Origin of the sequence: Streptomyces sp. NPDC002054 (assembly GCF_040296685.1) — a bacterium.
GTDB lineage: Bacteria > Actinomycetota > Actinomycetes > Streptomycetales > Streptomycetaceae > Streptomyces.
The window spans coordinates 30,359-50,198 of the sequence record NZ_JBEOXT010000049.1 but is presented as its reverse complement, the minus strand read 5'-3'; the positions used below and the strand labels follow the sequence as shown (position 1 = coordinate 50,198).

Here is a 19,840-nt window from a genome sequence, read left to right as displayed (position 1 = left end):
TGCGGGATGTGCAGGTCCACACCGTCGAGGACCTTGTGCTCCCCGTAGGCCTTGCGAAGACCGGTAGCCGTGATGGCCGTCATGACATTCCTCCTTTGAATGAGCTGGATGCAGCGGCGGGTGCGGGGTGCAGGTCGCCGGTGGTGCCGGTGGTGCGGGTATCGCCGGGACGGCGCGCGGAGAACGGGGAGCCGCGCATTCGGCCGGTCAGGCGAAAAGCAATCTTTCGGTTCTTGCAGAAGACCACGTGGGCGGAATGGGCAACACTCTCCACGATGCTCCCGGCATTCATTACGGCCTGCCGGACCGGCGTCGGCTGACGAATTCGGACAAGCGGGCCGCAATCATCTTGGACACAAGCAGGGCCGCGGAACGGACGCCCATGTCGAAATTCGGTGAGAACTGCCGGGATTCGCCGGAGGCGCTGCTCACGGCAGGCTCGCCATGAGGGAGGCAGCCGCGCGGTGGCGGGCGCAGTCGCGTTCGCTGAACGACCGGTAGACGCGGTCGCGGATCTCGGGCGCCTGCTCCTGGCTGAGCTTGAACATCCCGTCGGCCCCGGAGACGGTGAACCGGAAGGCACCCACCTCCGGCAGGATCTGGCGGAAGTAGGAGATCGACTCGGTCATGTCCCAGTCGTCGCCGAAGTCGGTCTCGAAGGCGCGGACGGTGGACTTCACCACCTCGAGGGTGTCCTCGGACGGGCCCGGAGAGTCGATCTTCTGGATCGTGCCGCGGACGTGGACCGAGGTGAAGTTCCAGGTCGGAGCCGCCGGCGTCTTGCCGTACACGGTCGGCGAGACATAGCCGTGCGGGCCGGTGAAGGTCAGCAGACCCACCGCGCCGGACTCGATCGCCGCCCAGTGCGGGTTGGAGCGGTTCATGTGCCCGAGCAGGGTCGCGCCCGCCAGGTCGGGGGCCCACTCCCGGTTCGCGTCCGGATCCGGAATCACCGGGAGATGGGTGGCGAACGGGCCTGCGAGGGGGCTGCCATTGTGGACCAGCAGAGCCAGCGGATTGTTCCGGATCAGATCTACCATCCACGAACCGGATGGCTCGCGGTAGAACGGTGGCACGAACATCTGGATTCGTCCTCTCGGCTTCGGGGTGTTCCATCTGCCGAGAACACTAACTACGCGCCTTTTTGAATCGTTATTGAGCCGACTTCACGGTGGAGGCGCCCGGCCGGCGGCGATGGCCGAAAAGCATTCGATAGCGAAACGGAAACACGTTCGCCTAGCTTTCGATGAAGGAGTTCTCGCTGCTCCGATGTCGAAGTCAGGAGAGAACATGTTCCATGTGGATTCTGAGATCGGTGTACTGAAACAGGTCATCCTGCACGAGCCGGGTCTGGCATTCGAGCGGCTGACCCCGGCCAACAAGGACGAGCTGCTCTTCGACGACGTCGTATGGGTGTCCCGGGCCCAGCAGGAACACCGGGCTTTCCAGCAGGTCATGCGCGACCGGGGGGTCACCGTCCACCTGCTGCACGACCTGCTCGCGGAAACGGTCAAGGACGAGCAGGCCGTCAACTTCGTCCTGGAGCGCATCCTGGACGAGCGCCAGCCCCACCTCGGGCCCGCCCTGGCCCGGCTCACCGGTCAGGTGCTGTCCGCCATGGGCCCGGACGAGCTGGCCACCCACCTGCTCGGCGGCCTGAACAAGCAGGAGTTGATCGAGGCACTGGGCGAGCGTTCCCCGGGCGGCGTGCGCTCCCTCGGACTCGACCTGATGGCCGACGACGCCTTTGTCCTCGCGCCGCTGCCCAACTCGCTCTTCACCCGCGACACCAGCTGCTGGGTCTACGACGGAGTCTCGGTCAACCCGATGATGATGTCCGGGCGCAAGCGCGAGACCGTCAACTACGAGGCCATCTACAACTTCCACCCGATGTTCGCCGAGTCCGGCGCGCACCGCTGGATCGACGGTGAAGCCATGGCCCCGGCCGCGCTCGAGGGCGGCGACGTCCTGGTGCTCGGCAACGGCACCGTGCTCATCGGCCTCGGCGAGCGCACCACCCCGGCCGGCGTCGAGCTCCTGGCCCGCCGCCTGTTCCGGACCGGTTCCGCGCAGCGGGTGATCGCCATGGAGCTGCCGAAGGCCCGGGCGTTCATGCACCTCGACACCGTGCTGACCATGGTGGACAAGGATGCCTTCACCCTCTTCACCGGCCTGGACCGGCGCGAGCTGCGGTCCTGGACGCTGACCCCGGGACACCACCAGGTGCCGGACGTCACCGAGAACAAGGACGTCTTCGACTCGATCGGGGACGCCCTCGGCCTGGACACGGTCCGGGTCCTGCAGACCCGGCAGAGTTCCTACGCCGCCGAGCGGGAGCAGTGGAACGACGGCTGCAACCTGCTGGCCATCGCCCCCGGCACCGTCATCGCGTACGAGGTCAACGAGAACAGCAACCGGATGCTCCGGGAGAACGGCATCGAGGTGCTGGAGATCCGCGGCGACCAGCTCGGCCGCGGCCGTGGCGGCCCGCGCTGCATGAGCTGCCCGATCGAGCGCGGTGCGGCCTGACCGCGGCCGAAAAATCCGTAAGTACCCGTCGAAATACGATCAATAACGAAAAGGAAACGCCGCTCGATAGCTTCGGAAGAGAGATCGCATCCAGCCACCCGGCTTCACGGGAGTCCCCCATACCGAGAGGAAGAAGTCCCTTGTCCCAGCCCCAGACCGCCCGTCAGGCCACGCCCCGCCACTACCTGATGTGCCGTCCGACGCACTTCGACGTCAACTACGCGATCAACCCCTGGATGGACCCGGGGAAGCCGGTCGACACCGACCTGGCCATCGAGCAGTGGGAGGCCCTGCGCCGGCTGTATCTGGAACACGGCCACACCGTCGATCTCGTCGAGCCCCTCGCAGGCCTGCCGGACATGGTCTTCGCCGCCAACGGCGCGACCGTGGTCGACGACCGGGTGCTGATCGCCAAGTTCCGCCACCCCGAGCGGGCCGCCGAGGCCCCGGCCTACCAGGAGTGGTACACCGCCCAGGGCTACCCCGAGATCTTCTCCGCCGAGTACGTGAACGAGGCCGAGGGCGACTACATCGTGGTCGGCCGGACCGTGCTCGCCGGCACCGGCTTCCGTACCGACCCGCGCGCCCATGCCGAGGCGCAGCAGGCCCTCGGCATCCCGGTGGTCAGCCTCACCCTGGTCGACCCGCGCTACTACCACCTCGATGTGGCGCTCGCCGCGCTCTCCGACACCGAGGTCATGTACTACCCGGGCGCCTTCGCCGAGGAGAGCCTCGCCGTCCTGCGCGAGCTCTACCCCGACGCGATCCTGGTCGACGAGGCGGACGCCGAGGCCTTCGGCCTCAACGCGGTCTCCGACGGCCTGCACGTGTTCCTCCCGGAAACCGCGACCGGACTGGCCGCGCAGCTGCGCGCCCACGGGTTCGAGCCGATCGGCGTCGACCTGTCCGAGCTGCTCAAGGCGGGCGGCAGCGTGAAGTGCACCACCCAGGAGATCCGCCACCGGGCCGGCTCCTGACCCCGCCAGAGGTCATCAGAAGTCAGCAGAAATCAGCAGAAGTCAGTCAGAAGTCACACCACACCTATGCCAGTGGGAGAGTCATCCATGAGTGCTCGCGAACACGAGATCTACGACGTGGTCGGCATCGGATTCGGTCCGTCCAACCTGTCGCTCGCCATCTCCCTGGAAGAGCATCGCGCGAACGTCCTCACGAACCCGATCACCTCCGCCTTCTTCGAGCGGCAGCCCAGGTTCGGATGGCACCGCAACATGCTGCTGCCGTCGGCGACGATGCAGATCTCCTTCCTGAAGGACCTGGTCACCTTCCGCAACCCGGTGTCGAGGTACAGCTTCGTGTCCTTCCTGCACGCTTCGGGCCGCCTCGCGCAGTTCGTCAACCGGCAGGACTTCTTCCCGACCCGCGCGGAATTCCACCAGTACCTGGAGTGGGCGGAGTCGAGCCTCAGCAACGTGGTCACCTACAGTTCGGCGGTCACCGGGATCCGGCTCCCCCCGGAGGCCACCCACGACACCCCCGAGTACCTCCAGCTCGACGTGGCCGACGAGGCCGGCGGCAGCCGGACGGTCAACGCCCGCAACGTGGTCATCTCGACCGGCCTCGTCCCACGCATGCCGGACGGCATAGCGCGGCACGAACGGGTCTGGCACAGCTCGGAGTTCCTGGCCCGGTACGGCCAGGCCGAGCCGGGCGACCTCAAACGGGTGGCGGTGGTCGGTGCCGGCCAGAGCGCCGCGGAGATCACCAAGTTCCTGTACGAGCGCCTCCCGCACGCCCAGATCACCGCGATCATGCCCTCGTACGGCTACTCCGTCGCCGACGACACCCCGTTCGCCAACGAGGTGTTCGACTCGTCCGCGGTCGACGAGTACTACTTCGGCACCGAGCGGGCCCGGGACGCGTTCTGGCGCTACCACAAGAACACCAACTACGGGGTGGTCGACGACGCGGTCATCCGGGACCTCTACGAGATCCAGTACGAGGAGGACGTACGCGACGCCAAGCGGCTGCACTTCCGCAACCTGACCAAGGTCAGCTCGGTGGAGCACGTCGGTGCCGAGACCCGCGTCCACCTGGTCTCCCAACTGGAGGGCCAGCCGCCGGTTCTGGAGGTCGACGCGATCGTCTTCGCGACCGGCTACGACGCCCTGGACCCGAGCCGTCTGCTCGGCGACCTGGACCGCTTCTGCCTGCGGGACGAGGCGGGGCGCCACCGGGTGGAGCGCGACTACCGGCTCGTCACCACCCCGGACCTGCCGATCGGCATCTACCTCCAGGGAGGGACCGAGCACACGCACGGCCTGACCTCCTCCCTGCTGTCGAACATCGCCGTCCGCAGCGGTGAGATCGCCGACTCCATCATCCAGCGACGCGCCGAGCGGGAGCTCGCGCCGGCCGTCGCGCTCCAGGCGGCCGACAGCTGATCCGACCTGTCGCAGCCGCGCCCCCGCGCCGATCCGTCTGTGCACCACGGGTCGTCGCGGGGGCTTTCTGCTGACCGGCGCGGCGAAAAGACGGAGGTTTTCCTCCATGGTGCCCGCGCGCGCGGGCGCGTAATTTCGGTTATACCCCCACCCCGGACATTCCCACGAGAGGGCCGAAAGCGGCCCGGAGGCAGGACGTCATCATGGATTCCACAGCAGGAGCGGTCATCGCCAGTTCGACGATGCTGGCGACCACCACACTGGTCGTCACGGGGCTGCTCTGGTTCTCCAACAGCCTTCAGCGGGAGCGCCGTTCGGCGGACCGGGCAGCCGTCAACCTGCAGCGGGAGCTGCACAGCGAGGTCGCCGAGCTGAGCAGCCGGGTGGGCGCCATGCAGCGCCTCCTGGAGGGCCTGGACTAAATTCCCCACCCGTCCATAAGCTGTGAGGACATCCGCCGGGTCACGACCCGGCGGTCCTTTCGCGTGAATCCCACGCGCCGCCCGCGGTCTCTGTGTACCGGCGGGCTATTGCCACAGGCCTGCCGTCGGAAGACGAGCAATATTGGCCTGATAAGACCTCTCCCTAGTGTCTTCCTCATGAAGACGTGAAGCCGGACATCGGCTCGCGTAGAGGCGCAGATCCCTGGTGGAGGCGACGCACATGACTGACGACACGGACGAGTACGGCAACGCGGCCGGCAGCCGCCCCGGCACCGACAGTGAGCGCCGGCTGGCCGGGCTGTGGGCCGACGTACTCGGCGTGCCGGTGGACCGCATCCAGCGCACCGACAACTTCTTCGCCATCGGCGGCACGTCCCGGGCCGCCGCCCGTCTGGTGATCGCGCTCGATCGGCACGTCTCCATCAACGAGTTCGCCCGTACGCACAGCCTGTCCGAACTGGCGGACCTGCTCGACCAGAGGCTCAGCGTCCGGAGCGTCACCGTCACCGCTGCCGTCCCGGCCATCGGCTGACGTCTACCAGGCACCCACTCGGTACCGAAGCCGACTCATTCATGGGAGACACCGGAAGATGACCACCGTAATCGAAGCAACGGCAGCGGAGCAGGTTCTGGGCGAGTCCCCCGAGGGGGTGCCCACGGCAGATGTCGTCGACCCGACCGACACGCGGCTGTGGACCGCCGAACAGCGGGCCGCCGCCCAACAGCCGGACTGGCCGGTCCACGCGGCCGTCGACGTGGTCCGGACGCAGCTGAACGCGGCCCTGCCGCTGGTCTCCGCCAACGAGTGCGAGACGCTCAAGGACCGGCTGGCCGCGGTCTCCCGGGGCGAGGCGTTCCTGCTCCAGGGCGGCGACTGCGCCGAGACCTTCGCCGATGTGACGGCCGCCGCCGTCCAGGCCAAGGTCCGCACCCTGCTGCAGATGGCCCTGGTCCTCACCTATGCCGGCAGCGTGCCGGTGGTCAAGGTCGGCCGGATGGCCGGCCAGTACGCCAAGCCGAGGTCCCAGCCCACCGAGACCCGCGACGGCATCACCCTGCCCGCCTACCGCGGCGACGCCGTCAACGGCTTCGACTTCACCCGGACCCAGCGCATCCCGGACCCTGGCCGCATGCTGCGGATGTACCAGGCCGCCGCGTCCACGGTGAACCTGGTACGCGCCTTCACCACGGGCGGCGACGCCGACCTGCACCAGGCGCACAGCTGGAACCAGGACTTCGTCCGGAACTCCCCCGTCGGCTCCCGCTACGCCCGCCTGGTCGACCGGATCGACCAGGCCCTGTCCTTCATGCGTGCCTGCGGCAGCAGCGACGAGCAGGCGATGCGCGCGGTCGAGTTCTTCGTCAGCCACGAGGGCCTGCTGCTGGAGTACGAGCAGTCGCTGACCCGCGTCGACGACGTGACCGGCCGCTCCTATGCCTCCAGCGGCCACCTGCTGTGGATCGGCGAGCGGACCAGGGACCTCGACGGGCCGCACATCGACTACTTCTCCAGGATCGCCAACCCGATCGCGGTGAAGCTGGGCCCGGGCACCACCCCGGACACGGTCATGGCGCTGGTCGACAAGCTGGACCCGGAGCGCGAACCGGGCCGGCTCACCTTCGTGGTCCGCATGGGCGCCGGAACGGTGCGCGACCGGCTGCCCGCGCTGGTCGAGCGGGCGACCATGGAGGGCGCCCGGGTGGCATGGGTCTGCGATCCCATGCATGGCAATACCTTTGCGGCGCCCTCAGGGCACAAGACGCGGCATTTCGACGACATTGTCGATGAGGTCACCGGATTTTTCGAGGTGCATCGGGGCCTTGGTACGCATCCCGGCGGAATCCACCTGGAGTTCACCGGAGATGACGTCACCGAGTGCGTGGGCGGAGGAGCCCGAGTGCGTTTCGGCGACCTGACGGATCGCTATGAATCCGCTTGCGATCCGCGGCTGAACCGTACTCAGTCCCTGGAACTCGCCTTTCTCACCGCCGAAATGTACCGGCGGCGTTGACTCCCCGATCCCGGCCATGGCCAAAGGAAGTGATCAACCATGCGTCTTGTCATTGCCGAAGGCTCCGCGATCCTGCGGGCGGGCCTGGCTCACGTGCTCGGAGACCGGGGCCATGAGCTGGCTGCGGCGGTCCACGACGCCCGCGTGCTGCCCGCCCTCGTCGACACCCACCGGCCGGACGTGCTCATCGCGAACGTCCGGCTGGCGCCCACCTGGGACGACGAGGGCGTGGGGGCGGCGCTCGCCGCGCGCGATGCGCACCCCGGCACCGGGGTGCTGCTCTTCTCCTCGGCGCCCGAACCGCAGCACGTGGCCCGCCTGTTCGCGGGGGACGGCTCCGGTCTGGGCTATCTGCTCCAGGACCGGATGACCGACACCGATGGACTGATGGGCGCCCTGTCCCAGGTCGCCGGTGGCGGTACCGTCGTCGACCCCCGGATGGTCGGGGCGCTGGCGGCCGGCGCCGGCGCCCGGCCCGACGGCGGGGCCGCGAGCGGGCTCGGGCTGCTCAGCGAGCGGGAGCTGGAGGTGCTGACGCTGATGGCGCAGGGCCGTACCAACAGCGCGATCGCCGAGCGGTTGATCGTTTCCGCGGGAACGGTGGAGAAGCGGGTCGCCGCGGTCTTCGACAAGTTGAACATTCCGGGAAGTCCGGGCGACAACCGCCGGGTGCTCGCGGTGCTGCGCTATCTCACCGACCGGCACGCCGCCCAGGTCAACACGATCGACTTCACCCGCGAACGCCGCCGGCGGATGCTGGAGAGGGTGGCCTAGAAACCCACTTCAGAACCACTCCAGTGTCACTCGGGGGAACTTGACAAGGTATCAGCCCCACCCTTCACCGCATTCGGTCTGGCGGAAAATGATGTGTTCTCGAGCGCGCACACTAGTCGGCTGAAATGAGGTCGTGCACGTGAACTTGGCCAACAACACCGGTGTCGGAACGAAAGCCACCCACCGTCCCGGTCCGCAGGTGTCGAGGCTGATTCCCCCGCAGCGCGCAATGCGCCAAGGTCAGCCCGGAACCGAACAGGTACTCACGACAAGAGTCGGCCTCCAGTTGCCGGTCGTGTTCACCTTCGAGGAATGGCAGCGCGCCGGCCGTCAGCTGGCCGGTGTCGTGGATTCGTCCTCGTGGTGGCTCGGTGACTGGCTGGCGTACGGCAAGGACCACTACGGAGACCGCTACCAGCAGGGCATCCAGGCGGCGGGTCTGCGCTACCAGACGCTGCGCAACTACGCCTGGATAGCCCGCAGGTTCGAGATGGGCCGCCGGCGCGCGAAGCTGACGTTCCAGCACCACGCCGAGGTGGCTTCGCTGCCGGTGGAGGAGCAGGACCTGTGGCTCACCCGGGCCGAGGAGTTCAAGTGGACGACCAAGCAGCTCCGGGCCGCCCTGCGGGAGTCCCGGGACGGCGTGGAGACGCTGCGCGAGCGACCTGCCCCGAGGCGCCAGCTCGCGGTTCCGGCGGAACGTTTCGACTGCTGGCTCAAGGCTGCGGAGACGCTGGGAACCGACCTGGACGAGTGGGTCCTCGCGACCCTCGACTCGGCGGCCGAACGGGTCTTCGGGGCGCTCGGCCCGGCGGAGGCGGAGCCGGCCGCCCTGGAGGCGGCGGATCCGGTCGCGGAGTCTGCGGTGTCCGTAGAGTCTGCGGTGTCTGAGGTGTCCTCGGAGGACATCGACCGGCGCATGGACGACCTGATCGACGAGGTTCGCGCCGAGGCCGCCGACCGGCGCCGCTACCAGAGTCTCTACGGGTGCTCGAAGGCACTCGGGGCACTCGGGACCCCCGGGGGCTCCCAGGGAACTCCCCGCCCGTACGGCCCGTACGACGGCTCGGCATGCGCCGGCCTGTGGAGTGCGTGAACCACAGGCTGGTGCCCCCGGCAGGACTCGAACCTGCGGCCAAGTGCTTAGAAGGCACCTGCTCTATCCACTGAGCTACGGGGGCCGGAAGGTGACCGTGAGCCGGGTCAAGGATAGGGCTCCCGTCGCCTTGTCCCGGTTGCTTCACCCGCGTGCCACGATGTGGAGGTTCGGTGAAGCGGTCCCGATAATCGCAGGCAGATGCGATTCTCGCACCGCTTTTGCGCCGCCGCGCCCCGGGTGTTGTGCACTCGTTATGCCTGTGCCCCAGTCGCCCCATCTGTTCCGGCGTCCGGCCGGTCGGAGTGGCGGTCGGCGCGCAGAGGGCCTATAAGCTTCAAAAAGGGTCACAAATTGGGCATTCTTCGCATGTGGTGACCTTGGATGTACGGCCTCAGCTGCTCGATGCCCTATCCGCCCTGCGCGACCGGGTCGCCTCCGTGCGTCTGCCGCTGCCCCTTCCCGGCGCCCCGCGCGCCCGTCAGACCAGAGCCGAACTGCTCGCCCAGCTCGACGACTACCTGGTGCCCCGCCTCAGAGCCCCCGAGGCCCCGCTCCTCGCGGTGATCGGAGGATCCACCGGCGCGGGGAAGTCCACCCTCGTCAACTCCCTCGTCGGACGGCAGGTCAGCGAGGCGGGCGTGCTCCGGCCCACGACCCGCACGCCCGTCCTCGTCTGCCATCCGGATGATCACCACTGGTTCGCCGGGATGCGGGTGCTCCCCGACCTCATGCGGGTCTGGGGCGACCGGTTCGAGGAGGCCGCCGGCCCCGGGCGCGCCACCCGCCGCCCCGGCGGCACCGACGCCCGCGAACTGCGCATCGAGACCATCGGCAGCCTGCCCCGCGGCCTCGCCCTGCTCGACGCACCCGACATCGACTCGCTGGTGGTGGAGAACCGCAACCTCGCCGCCGAGCTCATCTGCGCCGCCGACGTCTGGGTCATGGTCACCACCGCCTCCCGCTACGCCGATGCCGTCCCCTGGCACCTGCTGCGCACCGCCAAGGAGTACAAGGCCACCCTGATCACCGTGCTCGACCGGGTGCCGCACCAGGTGCTCGGCGAGGTCTCGCGCCAGTACGGGGCCCTGCTCACCCGCGCCGGACTGGGCGACGTACCCCGCTTCACCGTGCCGGAGCTCCCGGAATCGGCCGGCGGCGGCGGACTGCTGCCGGCCTCCGCCGTCGCCCCGCTGGCGGCCTGGCTGATCCACCACGCCCAGGACCCGGCCGCCCGGCAGCAGGCGGTCGGCCGTACCGCGCTCGGCGTGCTGGACTCCCTGCGCCGCCGGATGCCCGCGCTGGCCTCCGCCGTCGCCGCCCAGCACGCAGCCGCCGTACGGCTCACCGCCGCGGTCGAGGATGCGTACAAGAAGGAGGGCAAGCGGGTCCGCAACCGGCTCGACCAGGGCGCCGTGCTCGCCGGCGACGCCCTCACCCGCTGGCGCGGCTACCCCCTCGACACCACCGCCGACGAACTGCTCGACTCCCTCGCCGAAAGCCTCGCCGCCCTCCTCCAGTGCGCCGTCGCCGCCGCCGACGAGCGGATCGCCGCCGTCTGGCGCAGGGAGCCCGCCGCCGGAGCCGTCCCGCTGCCCGCCCCCGACCGCGAGGCCGGTGAACGGATCGGGATGGCGGTACGCCGCTGGCGGCGGGTCCTGGAAGAACTGGCCGAGGACGAGGTGGCCCGGCTCGACCGGCAGCCCGCACCCGACCCCGACCAGATTGCCGCCCTGCTCGTCGCCGCACTGCTGGGCGGCAAGCGGGCCCGGATCGCCGGCGAAAAACTCGCCGAGCGGATCGGCGCACAGGCGGCGCTGCGGCTGCGCGACCGGGGCGGCGAACTCGTCGGCGAACACCTCGACGAGGTGCTCAGGGCCGAACGCGACCGCCGCCTGGCCCCCCTCGACGCACTCGAAGTCACCCCGGAGCCGCAGGCCGAGCTGATCGCCGCGCTCTCCGTACTGCAGAAGGAGAGATGACGAGGTGACTGCCCTCACCGAGAACACCGACGACCGCTGGGACGACCGCTGGGACGACGGGCTCATCGCCCGGCGGCTCGCCGAAGACGAGGAGGACGAGGACGACGGCACCGACGAGGCGCTCGTCCGGGCCGTCTCCGGAGCCGGCAGCGACGGCGGCAAGACCCCCGCCCCGCCACCCCTCAGCCGCGAGGGGCGGGCCCTGCGGGCGCGCCTCGACGCCCTGCGCCAGCTGGTCGGCCTCTCCCGTACCCGGCTCGACGGCAAAACCCTCGCCGAGGCCGGCCGGGTGCTCGACGAGGCCGCCGCCCGGCGCGGACTCTCCCCCCAGCACACCGTCGTCGCCATCGCCGGAGCTACCGGAAGCGGCAAATCCACACTCTTCAATTCACTCGCAGGAGTGCAGATCTCGGAGACCGGACTGCGTCGTCCCACCACCGCCGCGCCCATCGCGTGCAGCTGGACCGACGGCGCGGCCGGGCTGCTGGACCGGCTGGAGATCCCCGGCCGGCTCCGCCGCCGCCCCCGCGACACCGCGGACGCCGACCTGCTCCAGGGACTGGTCCTGGTCGACCTGCCCGACCTGGACTCCGCCGTCGGCGCCCACCGCGCGCACGTGGACCGGGTACTGGCTCTGGTCGACGCCGTAGTGTGGGTGGTCGACCCGGAGAAGTACGCCGACGCCGTCCTCCACGAGCGCTACCTGAGGCCGCTCGCCGGCCACGCCGAGATCACCTTCGTCGTCCTCAACCAGGTCGACCGGCTGCCCGGCGAGGCCGCCGACCAGGTCCTCGACGACCTGCGCAGACTCCTCGACGAGGACGGCATCGCCCTCGGCGAACACGGCGAACCCGGGGCCACTGTGCTCGGGCTGTCCGCCCTCACGGGCGAAGGCGTCGGCGAGCTCCGTGAACTGCTGGGCCAGTTCACCCAGGAACGGGGCGCCGCCACCCGGCGGATCTCCGCCGATGTCGACCGGGCCGCCCACCGGCTGCGCACGCTGTACGTCGCGGACGGGCACGGCGGGCCGGAGATCAGCGAAACCGCCCGGACCGAGTTCGAGGACCGGCTCGCCGAGGCGGTCGGCGCGTACGCGGCCGGGCTCGCCGCCGAACGGGCCTGGCGGCGCAACGCCGGCAAGGCCTGCGGAACGCCCTGGCTGCGGCTGTGGCGCTGGTACGAGAGCCGGCGCGCCCCGCACCGGCTCAGCGGCCTGGCCGCCCTGGCCGCACTCGGCGGCCGTACCTTCGGCGGCGAACCGGAGCCGCCGCGGGAGGAAGAGGTCACCGCGCGGCAGCGGGTGGAGCAGGCGGTGCGGACGGTGGCCGACGAAGCCGCCGCCGGACTGCCCGAACCGTGGGCGCAGGCGGTACGGGAGACCGCCGTCCGGGGTGCCGAGCGGATGCCGGAGGCGCTGGACGAACTGGCGGTGACGGTGGGCGTGCCCACCGGAAAGCCGCCGCGGCCGGCCTGGTGGCCGGCTGCCGTCCTGGGCCAGGCCGCCATGACCCTGGTGCAGATCTTCGGCGGACTGTGGCTGGTCGGGCAGATCGCCGGGGTGCTGGAACCGGGCCTGCTGCTGCCCGTGCTGCTGATGGCGGCCGGGATCGTGGGCGGGCCGCTGGTCGAATGGTCCTGCTCGATGGCGGCTCGCGGACCCGCCCGCCGGTACGGGCAGGACGCCGAACGCCGGCTCCGCCAGGCGGCGGCCGGCTGCGGGCGGGCCAGGGTGCTGGAGCCGGTCGCGGCCGAACTGCTGCGGTACCGGGAGGTGCGGGAGCAGTACGCGGTGGTGGCAGGGGGGAACCGGTTGTCCACAACCCGTCAGTAATCCACAGGGGGGAGCGGGGTGGGGGCGGGTGGGCGGAGCATGAAGTCCGGAGCGGGTGCCGTGGCCGTGCGGCCCGCAAGCACGGGGGAGGGACGACCGGGATGAACGAGACCCTGGTGACACTGGTGGGGCACGTGGCGACGCAGATTGACTACCGGGAGACGCCGAACGGGCCAACGGCGAGATTCCGCTTCGCCGTGACGCCGCGGTTCCGGGACCGGCAGACCCAGGCCTGGACGGACGGGCCGACCAGTTTCTACACGGTGTGGGCGCGGCGCGCGCTGGCCGCCAACCTGATGGGTTCTGTGGCGGTCGGCGAACCGCTTGTGGTGCACGGACGGCTGCGGGTGCGGGACGAGGAGCGGGAGGGCCGGAAGTGGTTTTCGGCGGACATCGATGCGGTGGCCGTCGGGCACGACCTCACGCGCGGCACCGCCGCGTTCCGCCGGGTCGTCAAAGTCGAGTCGATACTGACGGGATCTCAGAAGGCGGCGGTGGTCTAGGTGTTCGAGCCCGCTAGGATTCCCCGGTACTCACGGGCACCAGGGTCTTTGGCCCGAAGGGGAAGACTGTGTCTATTGCCGTTCCCGCTCATTCCGCTTCCACCGTTCATTCCGGTTCTACCGATTCCACCGATCGTTCCGGTTCCACCGCTGGGGGTGGGGGCGGGGGCGGGGTGCGCAGACCGCTGGCCGTTGCCCTGCTGGCCGCCGCCCTCGCCGCCGCGCCGGGTGCGGCGACCGCAGCCGAGGCCGAGCGGCCGGGGTCCCGGCCGCCGGAAGGCGCGAGCGCCGTGCTCGACGGGCTGAAGACCTACGGGCAGGCGCTGCTGCGCGGCACGGACGGGGCGGTCCGGCACGTTCCGGCCGGGCTGTACGAGATGCGGGTCGACGGCGGCGGAATGCTCCAGACCTACGGGGTGGGGCTGACCGGCTTCGCCCCGCCCGAGGAGCGGTACACCGAGACACCGTGGAGCGGCAGCCCGCTCGGCGGAAACGGCGAGGCCGGCCGGATCCGCTGGGTGCTGGAGCACTCCTACCCCCAGTTGAACGACCTCGCCGGGCTCGCCAAGGCGGCCGGTGCCGGAGCGCTCACCGCGGAGAGCGCGGCGGCCGGCACACAGGTGGCGATCTGGCGGCTCACCGACGGGGCGAGCGTGGAGGCGGCCGACCCGGCGGCGGAGAAGCTGGCCGACTACCTCCAGCGGGAGTCCCGGCGGCTCCCGGAGCCGCCCGCCTCGCTGAGCCTGCAGCCCGCCGAGGTGTCGGGGGCGGCGGGCAGCCGGCTCGGCCCGGTCACCGTCCACACCCGCGCGCAGAGCGTGACGGTCACCCCGGACCCGGCGGCGGAGCGGATGGGGGTGCGGGTGCTGGACGCCGAGGGCCGGCCGGTCACGACCGCGGTCAACGGCACCCGGCTGTACTTCGAGGTGCCCGCGGGCACCCCCGACGGCACCGCGTCGGTGACGGTCCAGGGGGCCACCAAGGTCCCGGTCGGACGGGTCTTCACCAGCGGCGAGCACAGCCAGGCCCAGATCGTGGCGGGCTCCAGCGACTCCGCGGCCACCGCGGGGGCCGGCGCGGTCTGGCCGGCGCCCGCGCCCGGGAACCTGGCCGCGCAGGGCGGGCCGGGTGCCCCAAGTGCCCCGGGTGCGGTGGTCGGGGTGCCGGTCACCGCGGCGATGGCGGACGAGAAGGAGACTGAGGACCGCCTGGCGGCCAGCGGCAGCTCCGCGGCCACCCCGGTGATCGCCTCCCTGGCGGTCGGCCTGGTGGTCCTCGGCGGGATGGTGGTCCTGCTGCTGCGCAAGCGGCCACTGGACGAAGAGGAGTAGCCGGACGGGGGAGGAGGGGCGACGGAGGGGGTCCCGGTGAGGGGCGGCGGGTAGGTGACCGGGATGGAACAGGACGCGCGAGTGGCGGGAACCCATGGCGGGCCGGTGACCTGGCGGGGCGTTGTGGCGCGGTGGGACCGGGGCCTCTTCGACGCCGTGGCGCGGCGGCACTGGCCGGGGGGCGACCGGGTGCTGCCGCGGCTGAGCAGGGCTGCGGACCACGGGCTGCTGTGGGGCGGGGTCGCCGCGGGGCTGGTGGTGTTCGGGTCCGCCAGGGCCCGGCGGGCCGCCCTGCGCGGGGCCGCTTCGCTGGCGCTGGCCTCGGCCACGGTCAACACGGTCGGCAAATGGTCCGTACGGCGGGCCCGGCCGCTGATCGACGCGGTGCCGGCGGTCCGGCAGCCGGCTCGGCAGCCGTGGACCACCTCCTTCCCGTCCGGGCACTCCGCCTCCGCCTTCGCCTTCCTCACCGGCCTGGCCCCGGCCGCGCCCGGCTGGGGTGCGGTGATCGCTCCGCTGGCCGTGTCCGTGGCCTTCTCCCGGGTCTACACCGGGGTGCACTACCCGACGGATGTGCTCGCCGGGGCGGCGCTCGGGGTCGGGGCGGGGCTGGTCGTACGGCGCCTCGCGGCCGAGGCGGAGCAGGCGCGGATCACCCCGGGTGACGAAAGCCCGGCCCCGGCCCCGGCACTGCCCGACGGCGCCGGGCTCACCGTCGTCGTCAACACCGGATCCGGTACGGCGGACCCGGCCGTACTGGACCTGCTCGCCGCGCAGCTGCCGGCCGCCGAGCTGGTCGAGTGCGCGGGCGAGGAGCTGCCCGAGGTCCTGGCGGATGCTGCGGCCCGGTCCGTTGCGCTCGGCGTCTGCGGGGGCGACGGCACCGTCAATGCGGCGGCCACCGCCGCGCTGCGGGCCGGGGTGCCGCTGGCCGTCTTCCCCGGGGGGACGCTGAACCACTTCGCCCAGGACCTCGGGCTCACCGGGCCCGAGGACACCTGCCGGGCCGTGGCCGACGGCCATGCCGTCCGGGTGGGGGTCGGCCGGTTCACCCCGGGACCGGACGGCTCCGCCGGGCCCGGGTACTTCCTGAACACCTTCAGCCTCGGCGCCTACCCGGAGCTGCTGGGCCGCCGGCTGCGCTGGGCCCCGCGGATCGGCGGCGGCCCCGCCGCCCTGCTGGCCACCGTGCAGGTACTTCGCTCGCAGCACCCGGTCCGGCTGCGGCTGGCCGGCCGGGCCCGCTCAGTCTGGCTGCTCTTCGCCGGCAACGGCACCTACCACGGCACCGGCCCCACCCCCCGCCGCCGGCTCAGCCTGGCCGAGTCCGAGCTCGACGTACGCCTGGTCCACGGCGGCGGCCACCCCGGCATCCGCCTCCTCGCCGCCGCCCTGACCGGCCCACTGACCCGCTCCCCGGTACATGTCGCGACCCGCCTGCACACCCTCCACCTCGCGGACATCCCGGAGGGCACCCCGGTGGCCTACGACGGGGAGTACGGCCGCGCTCCCACGGCCTGTGTCCTGGACAAGCTCCCCGCCGCCCTGACCGTCTACCGCCCCCGCTGACCCCCTGCCCGCCGGTGGACGGGTTTCCGTCACGGGATGGACGTACGGCACTATGGGGTGTATCTGCCCACCATCGATCTGCCGGACGGTTTCTCTTGGCTGAGTTCATCTACACCATGCGCAAGACGCGCAAGGCGCACGGCGACAAGGTGATCCTTGACGACGTCTTCCTGAACTTCCTGCCCGGCGCGAAGATCGGTGTGGTCGGCCCGAACGGCGCCGGCAAGTCCACCGTTCTCAAGATCATGGCGGGCATCGAGCAGCCGTCCAACGGCGAGGCGTACCTGTCTCCCGGGTACTCCGTCGGCATCCTCATGCAGGAGCCCAAGCTCGACGAGTCCAAGACCGTCCTGGAGAACGTCGAGGACGGTGTCGGCGAGATCAAGGGCAAGCTCAACCGGTTCAACGCGATCGCCGAGGAAATGGCGACGAACTACACCGACGAGCTGATGGAGGAGATGGGCAAGCTCCAGGACGACCTGGACCACGCCAACGCGTGGGACCTCGACGCCCAGCTGGAGCAGGCCATGGACGCTCTGGGCTGCCCGCCCGGCGACTGGCCGGTCACCAACCTCTCCGGTGGTGAGAAGCGCCGCGTGGCCCTCTGCAAGCTCCTGCTGGAGGCCCCCGACCTGCTGCTCCTCGACGAGCCCACCAACCACCTCGACGCCGAGTCGGTGAACTGGCTGGAGCAGCACCTGGCCCAGTACAAGGGCGCCGTCGTGGCCGTCACCCACGACCGGTACTTCCTGGACAACGTCGCCGAGTGGATCCTGGAGCTCGACCGCGGTCGCGCCCACCCCTACGAGGGCAACTACTCCACCTACCTGGAGAAGAAGGCCGAGCGCCTCAAGGTCGAGGGCAAGAAGGACGAGAAGCGCGCCAAGCGCCTCAAGGAAGAGCTGGAGTGGGTCCGCTCCAACGCCAAGGGCCGTCAGGCCAAGTCCAAGGCCCGTCTCGCTCGCTACGAGGAGATGGCAGCCGAGGCCGACAAGATGCGGAAGCTGGACTTCGAGGAGATCCAGATCCCGCCGGGCCCGCGTCTGGGCTCGATCGTGGTCGAGGTCACCAACCTCTCCAAGGCCTTCGGTGACAAGGTCCTCATCGACGACCTGTCCTTCACGCTGCCGCGCAACGGCATCGTCGGCATCATCGGCCCGAACGGCGCCGGCAAGACCACGCTGTTCAAGATGATCCAGGGCCTGGAGAAGCCGGACTCCGGCGAGATCAAGGTCGGCGAGACCGTCAAGATCAGTTACGTGGACCAGGGCCGCGCCAACATCGACCCCAAGAAGACCCTCTGGGCGGTCGTGTCGGACGAGCTGGACTACATCAACGTCGGCCAGGTCGAGATGCCCTCGCGGGCGTACGTGTCCGCGTTCGGCTTCAAGGGTCCGGACCAGCAGAAGCCGGCCGGGGTGCTCTCCGGTGGTGAGCGCAACCGCCTGAACCTGGCGCTCACCCTCAAGCAGGGCGGCAACCTGCTGCTCCTCGACGAGCCCACCAACGACCTCGACGTCGAGACCCTGTCCTCGCTGGAGAACGCGCTGCTGGAGTTCCCCGGTGCGGCCGTGGTCGTCTCCCACGACCGCTGGTTCCTGGACCGAGTCGCCACGCACATCCTGGCGTACGAGGGCGAGTCGAAGTGGTTCTGGTTCGAGGGCAACTTCGAGTCCTACGAGAAGAACAAGGTCGAGCGGCTCGGCCCGGACGCCACGCGTCCGCACCGTGCCACGTACAAGAAGCTGACGCGAGGCTGAGCGTGGCCCGTCATATCTACCGCTGCCCGATGCGCTGGTCGGACATGGACGCCTTCGGGCACGTCAACAATGTGGTCTTCCTCCGCTACCTGGAGGAGGCCCGCATCGACTTCATGTTCCGGCTGGCGCCGGGCAACGGCTCCCAGTCGTTCCAGGGCGGGTCCGTCGTGGCCCGTCACGAGATCGACTACAAGTACCCGCTCGTGCACCGGCATGACCCCGTCACCATCGAGTCGTGGGTGACGAAGATAGGCGCGGCCTCGCTGACCATCGCCTACGAGGTCAAGGACGAGGACACCGTGTACGTGCGGGCGTCCACCGTCGTCGTGCCGTTCGACCTCGAGACCCAGCGGCCTCGGCGGATCACCGAGGAGGAGCGCTTCTTCCTCGAGAAGTACGTCGACGATTCGGCCGGACCGGCGCGCGCCGCATGACCGACCGGCTGCGCTTCGCCGATTCCGGGGAGGCGGCGGATCTCGCCGCCTTCCTGGGCCGGCTCGTGCACTACGACCGCGCCGCCGCGGTCCGCCTTCAGGCGGGCGGCGGCGCGGTCGCCGTGTTCGGCCGGCCGCCCTCCTTCGAGGTGCTGGCCATCCGCACCGCCCGGCTGGCCGAGCCCGCCGCGCTGGACCTCACGGTGTCCGCCGGCGAGCTGCTGGAGTCGGTGGACGAGTCCGCCGGCACCGCCGTGGTGCCCGCCGCCGTCACCGGGCCGCCCTGGGCCGGTGTGCTGCCGCCCCGCGGCGGCTGGCGGGAAGTACCGGGACTGCCGGCCCCCGAGGCGATACGCCAGGCCCTGGCCGCCGCCGTCGCCGAGTTCCGGGCCCGCGACGAGGCCCTGCCCGCCCAGCACCGCACCCGCGCCGAGCGGGACCGCATCGGCCGCGAGATCTGGTCCCGGACCCTGGGCGACACCGAGCTGCCGCTGCGCGCCGTGCACGCCGCACAGTCCCTGGGTTTCCTGCGGCCGATACGGCTCACCGTGCCGGCCCCGGCCCCCGCGCCCGACGCCCCCTCCCCGGTGGCGCTGCTGGCCTCCGGGAGCTGGCTGCGCCTGCGCACCCCGTACGGGTCCGTCGCCACCCGGCGGCCGGGCGGCGGCCTGGGCGCCCTTCAGGTCCGCCCCGTCTGAGCCCCCGCCCCGCCCCGCGCCCAGCCCCCGCCCGGCTTCCTAACCGGCCGTGTTGATCATCGACGCAGCCGCGTACGTCAGGTACTTCCACAGCTGCGCCTCGTGCTCCGGGGCCAGCTCCAGCTCGTCCACCGCGACCCGCATGTGCCGCAGCCACGCGTCGTGCGCGGCCTGGTCCACCTGGAACGGCGCGTGCCGCATCCGCAGCCGCGGGTGGCCGCGGTGGTTGCTGTAGGTGGTCGGGCCTCCCCAGTACTGCATCAGGAACAGCGCGAACCGCTCCTCGGCCGGACCGAGATCCTCCTCCGGGTACATCGGACGCAGCAACGGGTCTTCCGCGACCCCCTGGTAGAAACGACGCACCAGGCGGCGGAAGGTCTCCTCGCCGCCCACCTGCTCGTAAAAGGTCTGCTCCTGAAGCGTGCCTCGCGGAATCTCATTCACCCGCCCATGGTCTCAGACGCCCGGACGGAGGA

19 protein-coding genes and 1 tRNA gene are annotated in these 19,840 nt (G+C 70.8%); 17 read left to right on the top strand and 3 right to left on the bottom strand.

Annotated elements, in window-relative coordinates; all coding sequences use genetic code 11:
- The coding region (locus ABT123_RS33185; RefSeq protein WP_351321532.1) for a hypothetical protein at positions 1-320 on the top strand (320 nt) is incomplete at its 5' end.
- A gap of 108 nt (positions 321-428) precedes the next feature.
- Here ABT123_RS33185 and ABT123_RS33180 read toward each other — a convergent pair.
- Complete coding sequence (locus ABT123_RS33180; protein WP_351321531.1) at positions 429-1,082, bottom strand: FMN-binding negative transcriptional regulator; 654 nt, start codon at positions 1,080-1,082, stop codon at positions 429-431.
- A gap of 187 nt (positions 1,083-1,269) precedes the next feature.
- Here ABT123_RS33180 and ABT123_RS33175 point away from each other — a divergent pair, with 187 nt between their 5' ends.
- From ABT123_RS33175 to ABT123_RS33140, 8 genes are all read left to right on the top strand, one after another.
- The gene (locus ABT123_RS33175) at positions 1,270-2,529 is read left to right on the top strand and encodes an arginine deiminase (RefSeq protein ID WP_351321530.1); all 1,260 of its coding nucleotides are present in this window, start codon (positions 1,270-1,272) and stop codon (positions 2,527-2,529) included.
- Positions 2,530-2,669: 140 nt separating this feature from the next.
- The gene (gene ddaH, locus ABT123_RS33170; protein WP_351321529.1) at positions 2,670-3,506 is read left to right on the top strand and encodes a dimethylargininase; all 837 of its coding nucleotides are present in this window, start codon (positions 2,670-2,672) and stop codon (positions 3,504-3,506) included.
- A gap of 87 nt (positions 3,507-3,593) precedes the next feature.
- A complete protein-coding gene (locus ABT123_RS33165; protein WP_351321528.1) occupies positions 3,594-4,931 on the top strand; it encodes a lysine N(6)-hydroxylase/L-ornithine N(5)-oxygenase family protein in 1,338 nt (445 codons plus the stop codon).
- A 203-nt stretch (positions 4,932-5,134) separates the two neighbouring features.
- Positions 5,135-5,353 carry a hypothetical protein gene (locus ABT123_RS33160; RefSeq protein WP_351321526.1) on the top strand — a complete coding sequence of 73 codons (219 nt, stop codon included), beginning with the start codon at positions 5,135-5,137 and terminating at the stop codon, positions 5,351-5,353.
- A gap of 241 nt (positions 5,354-5,594) precedes the next feature.
- Positions 5,595-5,906: a phosphopantetheine-binding protein gene (locus tag ABT123_RS33155; RefSeq protein WP_351321524.1), complete on the top strand. Its 312-nt coding sequence runs from the start codon at positions 5,595-5,597 to the stop codon at positions 5,904-5,906.
- A gap of 58 nt (positions 5,907-5,964) precedes the next feature.
- Positions 5,965-7,386, top strand: coding sequence for a class II 3-deoxy-7-phosphoheptulonate synthase (locus tag ABT123_RS33150; RefSeq protein WP_351321522.1), 1,422 nt, complete (start codon positions 5,965-5,967; stop codon positions 7,384-7,386).
- A 39-nt stretch (positions 7,387-7,425) separates the two neighbouring features.
- Complete coding sequence (locus tag ABT123_RS33145) at positions 7,426-8,160, top strand: response regulator transcription factor (RefSeq protein WP_351321520.1); 735 nt, start codon at positions 7,426-7,428, stop codon at positions 8,158-8,160.
- 229 nt (positions 8,161-8,389) lie between these two features.
- Positions 8,390-9,256 carry an LmbU family transcriptional regulator gene (locus ABT123_RS33140; RefSeq protein WP_351321540.1) on the top strand — a complete coding sequence of 289 codons (867 nt, stop codon included), beginning with the start codon at positions 8,390-8,392 and terminating at the stop codon, positions 9,254-9,256.
- Positions 9,257-9,265: 9 nt separating this feature from the next.
- On the opposite strand, the gene ABT123_RS33135 is transcribed toward ABT123_RS33140, so the two are convergent.
- Positions 9,266-9,341 (bottom strand) — tRNA-Arg (locus tag ABT123_RS33135).
- A gap of 295 nt (positions 9,342-9,636) precedes the next feature.
- Between ABT123_RS33135 and ABT123_RS33130 the strand changes: the two genes are divergently transcribed.
- The 8 genes from ABT123_RS33130 to ABT123_RS33095 all read left to right on the top strand — a co-directional run bounded on the left by ABT123_RS33130 (position 9,637) and on the right by ABT123_RS33095 (position 19,364).
- Positions 9,637-11,238: a dynamin family protein gene (locus ABT123_RS33130; protein WP_351321538.1), complete on the top strand. Its 1,602-nt coding sequence runs from the start codon at positions 9,637-9,639 to the stop codon at positions 11,236-11,238.
- A gap of 4 nt (positions 11,239-11,242) precedes the next feature.
- On the top strand, positions 11,243-13,069 hold the full coding sequence (locus tag ABT123_RS33125; RefSeq protein WP_351321518.1) for a GTPase: 1,827 nt from the start codon (positions 11,243-11,245) through the stop codon (positions 13,067-13,069).
- 101 nt (positions 13,070-13,170) lie between these two features.
- Positions 13,171-13,572: a single-stranded DNA-binding protein gene (locus tag ABT123_RS33120; protein WP_351321516.1), complete on the top strand. Its 402-nt coding sequence runs from the start codon at positions 13,171-13,173 to the stop codon at positions 13,570-13,572.
- 173 nt (positions 13,573-13,745) lie between these two features.
- Positions 13,746-14,903: a TQXA domain-containing protein gene (locus ABT123_RS33115; protein WP_351321513.1), complete on the top strand. Its 1,158-nt coding sequence runs from the start codon at positions 13,746-13,748 to the stop codon at positions 14,901-14,903.
- A gap of 63 nt (positions 14,904-14,966) precedes the next feature.
- Positions 14,967-16,472 (top strand): bifunctional phosphatase PAP2/diacylglycerol kinase family protein, encoded by a 1,506-nt coding sequence (locus tag ABT123_RS33110; protein ID WP_351321511.1) that lies wholly within the window; start codon positions 14,967-14,969, stop codon positions 16,470-16,472.
- Positions 16,473-16,567: 95 nt separating this feature from the next.
- On the top strand, positions 16,568-18,232 hold the full coding sequence (ettA, locus tag ABT123_RS33105) for an energy-dependent translational throttle protein EttA (protein ID WP_351321509.1): 1,665 nt from the start codon (positions 16,568-16,570) through the stop codon (positions 18,230-18,232).
- Between the two features lie 2 nt (positions 18,233-18,234).
- The gene (locus ABT123_RS33100) at positions 18,235-18,666 is read left to right on the top strand and encodes an acyl-CoA thioesterase (protein WP_351321507.1); all 432 of its coding nucleotides are present in this window, start codon (positions 18,235-18,237) and stop codon (positions 18,664-18,666) included.
- Complete coding sequence (locus ABT123_RS33095; protein ID WP_351321505.1) at positions 18,663-19,364, top strand: DUF8010 domain-containing protein; 702 nt, start codon at positions 18,663-18,665, stop codon at positions 19,362-19,364. The genes ABT123_RS33100 and ABT123_RS33095 overlap by 4 nt, the downstream gene beginning before the upstream one ends.
- Positions 19,365-19,403: 39 nt before the next feature.
- On the opposite strand, the gene ABT123_RS33090 is transcribed toward ABT123_RS33095, so the two are convergent.
- Positions 19,404-19,808, bottom strand: coding sequence for a globin (locus ABT123_RS33090; protein ID WP_351321503.1), 405 nt, complete (start codon positions 19,806-19,808; stop codon positions 19,404-19,406).
- Between the last annotated feature and the right edge of the window lie 32 nt (positions 19,809-19,840).

Bases quoted from the DNA above. Each gene is read 5' to 3' on its own strand.
- ABT123_RS33180 (WP_351321531.1), bottom strand. From the start codon at position 1,082: ATGTTCGTGCCACCGTTCTACCGCGAGCCATCCGGTTCGTGGATGGTA.
- ABT123_RS33175 (WP_351321530.1), top strand. From the start codon at position 1,270: ATGTCGAAGTCAGGAGAGAACATGTTCCATGTGGATTCTGAGATCGGT.
- ABT123_RS33165 (WP_351321528.1), top strand. From the start codon at position 3,594: ATGAGTGCTCGCGAACACGAGATCTACGACGTGGTCGGCATCGGATTC.
- ABT123_RS33160 (WP_351321526.1), top strand. From the start codon at position 5,135: ATGGATTCCACAGCAGGAGCGGTCATCGCCAGTTCGACGATGCTGGCG.
- ABT123_RS33155 (WP_351321524.1), top strand. From the start codon at position 5,595: ATGACTGACGACACGGACGAGTACGGCAACGCGGCCGGCAGCCGCCCC.
- ABT123_RS33150 (WP_351321522.1), top strand. From the start codon at position 5,965: ATGACCACCGTAATCGAAGCAACGGCAGCGGAGCAGGTTCTGGGCGAG.
- ABT123_RS33145 (WP_351321520.1), top strand. From the start codon at position 7,426: ATGCGTCTTGTCATTGCCGAAGGCTCCGCGATCCTGCGGGCGGGCCTG.
- ABT123_RS33140 (WP_351321540.1), top strand. From the start codon at position 8,390: ATGCGCCAAGGTCAGCCCGGAACCGAACAGGTACTCACGACAAGAGTC.
- ABT123_RS33120 (WP_351321516.1), top strand. From the start codon at position 13,171: ATGAACGAGACCCTGGTGACACTGGTGGGGCACGTGGCGACGCAGATT.
- ABT123_RS33110 (WP_351321511.1), top strand. From the start codon at position 14,967: ATGGAACAGGACGCGCGAGTGGCGGGAACCCATGGCGGGCCGGTGACC.
- ABT123_RS33095 (WP_351321505.1), top strand. From the start codon at position 18,663: ATGACCGACCGGCTGCGCTTCGCCGATTCCGGGGAGGCGGCGGATCTC.